Here is a 6,048-nt window from a genome sequence, read left to right as displayed (position 1 = left end):
GGGGGGTGTTCTCCCGGGGTCACGGTGGGGGGGGGGGGGGCGATCGCGCGCCGCCCGCCAGGCCTCGCGCATGGGCACGCGAGCGCGCTAGAGGTCGCCGCGCCGGTAGATCCGCTCGATCTCGATCTCGCCCCCGTTCTCGGTCTCGTGGCGCGCGAGACGCACGGACCCATCCATGTCCCGTTCTCCCCGGAGCGTGACGCGGCCGGCGTGCATCGTGCTCTGGAAGGGCGGTTCCGATTCCACTTCGATGACGACGTCGGCGATCTCGTCCGGGGAGGACGAGAGCCACTGTTTCAGGACCAGCCGCGTTTCGTCTCCATGGGGGAGGAGTCGGGACCGCAGCGCGCCTTCCACGCTGAGTGGGCTGTGCAGGGGGCCGTCGTAGTCGAGGGAGGTCTCGAGCGCCTTCTCCTGATGCACGCCCTGGACGTGCCACCCGTCCTCCCGGGTCCACTCGAGAGCGAGGGTCGTGGTATCCCCGACGACGTTCGCTTCCCGCGCGTAGGCGTTGATCAGCGCGCCGCTCGGGCGAGACCAGGCGATGTCTTGCGTATAGATCGGGTCGAGCTTCGCACCGCCCGCGGGCGCGATCATCGACGCCTCGGAGACGATCCGGACGTCGCCCTCCGCGTCGCGCTGCAGCGACACGGCGAGCGCACCCAGCTCCCGCCCGTTGATGCGGAGGATGCTGATCTCCCGGTAGAAGCTCTCATAGGCCGGCGACCGCGCCGTGAAGCCTCCGACGAGGTCCGCGAAGACCCGACGGAACGTCTCGGCGTAGCCGGCGTCCGCGTGGTTGCAGGAGATCGCGCCGTCGTCGAGATTCGCCGAGGCTGCCTTGGCCAGGCCCGTCCCTGCTCCCTCGTCGCTGCGCAACACGTAGGAGATCGAGGCAGCCTGGTAGAACCCTTCGCCGATCGCACCAGCCTCGATCGAGACCAGCTCTTCGTTCTCGACGACGAGGTCCTGGCTGCGGAACGCCTCGAACACCGAGTTCGCGATGCGCACCACCGACGCACCGACCTCGGTGGGCTTGCGCAGCACGAAGCAGTACATCGGGACGGGCGAGCCCTCGAGCGGGATCTGGATGCGCACGCTCCCGTCTTCGATCTCGTCGATGGTGTGGGGCAGCCCGAGGCGCGTCGTGAACTGGCCGCGCGGGTCCGAGATGACACGGGACTTGCCGATCGGGACCTCGCGGGTCTGGGCCGAGCCCGCGCAGCCCGACATCGCAGCGAGAAACAGCGCTGCGAGCGCACCGACTCGAATCGCTGAGTTCGACAAGCAGGCCTCCGGGGCGTGGATGCTCAGGCCGGCTTCGGTTCCTCGAGGGCGCCCAGCGCGAGCAGCCGCTCGACCTCGGCGTCGTCCACCCCGAGCTCCCGACAGATCTCGCGAGTGTGTTCGCCAGAGAGCGGTGCCTGGAACTCCTGGATCTCCGAGATCCCCGAGGCCGCGAACGCCGGACCCTCGAAGGCCATGCGGCCGATGACCTGTTGATCGATCCAGCGCACGAAGCCGCGCTCCAACAAGTGGGCGTCCTCGACCTGATCGGCTCCGGTGAACATCGGTCCCGCCGGAACACCCGCGGCCTGGAGCGTCTCGGCGACCTCCTGCTTCGTGCGCTCCGCGGTCCAGGTCCGCACGTGGTCGTGGAGGGCGTCGCGCTCGGCGAGACGACCTGCGGCCGTGGCGAAGCCGGCATCCTGGGCCCAGTCCGGATTGCCGATCGCCCGCGCAAACGCAGCCCAGTCCGCGTCGTCCCGCACGCTGATCACGCACCACTGCTGGTCGCCGGCGCAGGGGAAGACACCCCAGGGCGCGCCCCGATCGGTCTTGTTGCCGCGCGGCCCGACCGAGCCCGGCTCGAGGGCCGCCTTCCCGAGCAGATCGCCCAGCACGCCGACGACGGTCTCGACCTGGGCGACCTCCGAGTGGGCGCCCACGCCGGTGGTGCGGCGTGCCCACAGGCTGGCGAGCGCGTTGATCGCCACCACGCGGCCCGCGAGGTGGTCCGGGAAGATGGCGGTGGAGCCGGCGGGGTCTTCCTGGTCATCGTAGTTCCAGAGATGGACCATGCCGCCGATCGGCTGGGTGCTCGGGCCGTAGCCGATCCAATCCTTCCACGCGCCGTGGGAGCCGAGCAGCTGGCTGCTGATCATCACGCAGCGCGGGTTCAGCTCCTTCACCTTCGCGTAGCCGACGCCCATCTCGTCCATCGCGCCGGTCTTCGAGTTCTCGATGATGACGTCGGCGTCTTCGATGAGCTTGTGCACCAGGGCGAGGCCCTCGGGCTTCTTCAGGTTCACGCCGAAGCCGCGCTTCGTCCGCGAGGACGACGCGAAGGACGGCGAGATCGGCGTGCTGAGCACGACGCGGATGAAGTCCGGGTAGGTCTCGGTCTCGACCTTGATGACGTCGGCGCCGTAGTCGGCCAGCATCCGGCAGCCTTCGACGCCGACGCCGCCGATCCCGAAGTCGAGCACGCGCAGGCCCGATAGCGGCAGGCTCGGCGCCGGCCGCGGCTCGGACGGGGCGGGCTGGGGGGAGGGGAGATCGGCGAAGACGGCCTCCTGGTGCTCGCCGGGCTCGGGCGCACGACTGCGCGGACCCTGACGGACGCCGTCGATCTCCTGGAAGCCGCTCGGCATCGGCCCCTCGATGCCCTTCGCCCACTCGTTCGCGGCGAAGGTGCCGCGCGACTGGAGGTGCTCGTTTGCGAGCACCTCTTCGGGACGCAGGACGGGCGTGCAGACGATGCCGCGGCGCTGGGCCTCGGCCGACACCTCGTCCATCGTCATCGTCGAGAAGTGCTCGGTGTAGAGCGGCATCAAGACATCGGCGTTCTGGAGTCGGGCGATGAAGCTCTCGAAGAAGGGATCCGCGAAGGCCTCGGGCTCTCCGAGCCACTCCCACATGGCGCGCCACTGACGCGGGGAGAGGATCACCAGCCGCACGTAGCCGCCCTTGCAGGCGTAGATCGTGTAGAGCGGTCCGGAGCCCGCGCGGACCTCGACAGGCCGGCCACCCTGGGCCATCTGTACCGAGGCGCTGCAGAACGACCAGTCGGTTGCCTGGGCCGCGGCCTGGAGCACGGGGAAGTCGATGTGCTGGCCGTAGCCCGTGTCTTCACGGTGGTGGAGCGCGAGCAGCACCGCGAACGCACCGACGATGCCCGCGAGGTCGTACGCGAGGGGCGTGGGCGGGAGCAGCGGCTCCTTGTGGGCGACGCCGGCCTTCCAGAGCAGGCCGCCCATCGCTTCGAGGACGGCGTCGGTGCCGACCCAATCGCGGTAGGGGCCGCTCAACCCGAAGTCCGTCACCTGCAGGGTGATGAGGCGGGGGAACTGCTCGGTGAGGCGTGCGGGCTCGAGCCCGCGAGCGGGGAGGGCGTCGGGCCGCGCGGAGTCGATCAAGACATCGGCACCCGCGAGGAGCGCGTCGAGCTGCTCGCGTCCGGACGCATCGTCCAGGTCGAGCACGACGCCGCGTTTGCCCGCGTTGCGGTAGGCGAAGTGGAGGCTCTCGCCTTCGTGGAAGGGACCGATGGTTCGCGAGCGCGCACCGCTCGCGGCCTCGACGCGGATCACGTCGGCGCCGAAGTCGGCGAGCAGACGGCCGCTGAGCTCGGCCTTCTCGTCGGCAAGATCGATGACACGCAGCCCGGCGAGCGGGCGATCGTTGGCCATGGGGACTCCTCGAGGTCGGGGCGCCAGTCTACGCCGCCCACGCCCTCGGCTTCCACGGAGGTCACGTCCGCCTGTTCGCTTTGGCGCCCACGCACGGCCTGCGCTGGAATGGGAGGCCCAGGAGGCGCCGTCGACCCATGTCCGAGCCGATCCGCATCCCCGATCTGGATGCGCCGCAGCTGCCGTTCCCCGTCCGGGCGATCAACCGACTGGGGCGTCCGCTGGCGCCGCGCCTGATCTCGCTCGACCCCGAGAACCTGCTCGACACCGCCCGCCGCAAGAATCAGCTCGACGACTTCGGCGAGGACGACTTCCGCGCGCCCTTCGAAGTGCTGTGCGACGCCCTGGACCGCGAGGCGGGCCTCCACGTGCTCGGACGCTTCAGCAACCGGAGCCTGATCCTGCAGCTGCTGACCAGCCGACTGCGGCTGGCCGAGCTCTTCCGGCGCCACCCGGAGATCGCCGAAGAGCGGATCGAGCGCCCGATCATCATCGCGGGCCTCCCGCGGACGGGCACCACCCACCTCCACAACCTGATTTCCCAGGACCCCTCGCTTCGGAGCCTGCCGTACTGGGAGAGCCTCGAGCCCTTCCCCGATCCGAAGGAGACGGCCACCGGCGACGCCCAGGACCCGCGCTGGGTGCGCTGTGGGAAGGCCCTCGACTTCCTGCATCAGGTGATGCCGCTCTTCCCAGCCATGCACGAGATGGAGCCCGACGCGGTCCACGAAGAGATCCAGCTGCTCGCGATCGCGTTCTCGACGATGCTCTTCGAGTCGAGCTGCGAGATCCCGAGCTACGTGCGCTGGTACAAGCAGAGCGATCAGCGTCCCGCCTACCGCTACCTGCGGCGCTGCCTGCAGGCGCTCCAGTGGCTGCGTGGGCCGAAGCGCTGGATCCTGAAGAGCCCCCAGCATCTCGAGCAGCTCGAGCCGTTGATCGAGGTGTTCCCCGACGCGTGCGTCGTCCAGACCCACCGCGACCCCCTGCGCATCACCGCGTCGCTCTGCACGATGCTCGCCTACGGCCACCGCATGAGCGCCGCGTCCGTCGATCCGCACCGGATCGGTCGGATCTGGAGCGCGCGGGTCGAAGACCTGCTGCGTGGATCGATCGAAGGGCGCGCAGCCATCCCCGACGACCAGGTCTTCGACGTCCACTTTCGCGAATTCATGAAGGACGACGTGGCGATGGTCGAACGGGTGCTGGCGTTCGCGGGTCACCCGCTCACCGAGGATGCGCTCTCCGCGATGCAGCGCTTCATGGACGCCCACCCGCGCGGCCGGCACGGCACCATCCGCTACGTCCTCGAAGACCTGGGCCTCGATGCGGAGGAGCGGCGCGGCGCGCTGCGCTTCTACTCGGACCATTTCGACGTGGCTGCCGAGTAGCCCGTGGAGGGGCTGGCGCCGGGCAGAACGCGCGTGGGCTGGATCGGCCTGGGGGTGATGGGCGCACCGATGTGTGGGCACCTGCAGGCGGCGGGCTACGCGGCGACGGTGTTCACGCGCTCCGAGACGAAGGCCGAACCCGCCGTCGCCAAGGGTGCCGCGTGGGTCGGATCCCCGCGCGCCGTGGCCGCCGAGAGCGACGTGGTGTTCACGATGGTGGGCCTGCCGCGGGACGTCCGTGAGGTGGTGCTCGGCGAAGACGGCGTGCTGGCCGGGCTGGCACCCGGTGGCATTGTCGTCGACATGACGACGAGCGAGCCCGCGCTGGCGGAAGAGATCGCGGCGGCGGCGAGCGCGCGCGGTTGCGCGGCGCTGGACGCGCCCGTGTCCGGGGGCGATGTCGGCGCCCGCGAGGCGCGCCTCTCGATCATGGTGGGCGGCGACGCCGCGGCCTTCGCCGCCGTGGAGCCCGCCTTCCAGGTGATGGGCCAGACCGTTGTGCACCAGGGCGCGCCGGGCGCGGGTCAACACACGAAGGCAGTCAACCAGACCCTGGTGGCGAACAACATGATCGGCGTCTGCGAGGCGCTGGTGTACGCGGTGCGCGCGGGACTCGATCCCGAGACCGTGCTCGCGTCCGTGGCAAAGGGGGCTGCCGGCAGCTTCCTGCTCTCGGGGCTCGCACCGCGCATGATCGCCGGTGACTATGCGCCGGGTTTCTACGTCGAGCACTTCGTGAAGGACCTGGGCATCGTGCTCGCCGAATCGGCGCGGATGGGCATCGACCTCCCCGGGGCGCGTCTCGCGCGTGAGCTCTACACCGCGCTTGCCGAGAGCGGACACGCGCGCGATGGCACCCAGGCCTTGATCCTCTCGCTCGCGGAAGGCGCCGGAGTCGACTGGCCGCCGAACCCGACGTGAGTTTTCAGGGCTCGACCTGAGTCCTCAGAGCACGACCTGAGTCG

4 protein-coding genes are annotated in these 6,048 nt (G+C 70.1%); 2 read left to right on the top strand and 2 right to left on the bottom strand.

Features of this window, described 5'->3' with window-relative positions; translation table 11 throughout:
- Positions 1-87 precede the first annotated feature (87 nt).
- Both AAF430_25835 and AAF430_25830 read right to left on the bottom strand, forming a co-directional pair.
- Positions 88-1,287: a hypothetical protein gene (locus tag AAF430_25835; GenBank protein ID MEM7413678.1), complete on the bottom strand. Its 1,200-nt coding sequence runs from the start codon at positions 1,285-1,287 to the stop codon at positions 88-90.
- A 23-nt stretch (positions 1,288-1,310) separates the two neighbouring features.
- Positions 1,311-3,692 (bottom strand): CoA transferase, encoded by a 2,382-nt coding sequence (locus AAF430_25830; protein MEM7413677.1) that lies wholly within the window; start codon positions 3,690-3,692, stop codon positions 1,311-1,313.
- A 137-nt stretch (positions 3,693-3,829) separates the two neighbouring features.
- Between AAF430_25830 and AAF430_25825 the strand changes: the two genes are divergently transcribed.
- Positions 3,830-5,083 (top strand): sulfotransferase, encoded by a 1,254-nt coding sequence (locus AAF430_25825; protein MEM7413676.1) that lies wholly within the window; start codon positions 3,830-3,832, stop codon positions 5,081-5,083.
- A gap of 33 nt (positions 5,084-5,116) precedes the next feature.
- Entirely contained in the window at positions 5,117-6,004 is an 888-nt protein-coding gene (locus tag AAF430_25820) for an NAD(P)-dependent oxidoreductase (GenBank protein MEM7413675.1), read from the top strand.
- Positions 6,005-6,048: the final 44 nt, after the last annotated feature.

The organism is Myxococcota bacterium, assembly GCA_039030075.1.
In the GTDB taxonomy this organism is placed as follows: Bacteria; Myxococcota_A; UBA9160; order UBA9160; family SMWR01; genus JAHEJV01.
This window is presented reverse-complemented; position numbering and strand designations above follow the sequence as displayed.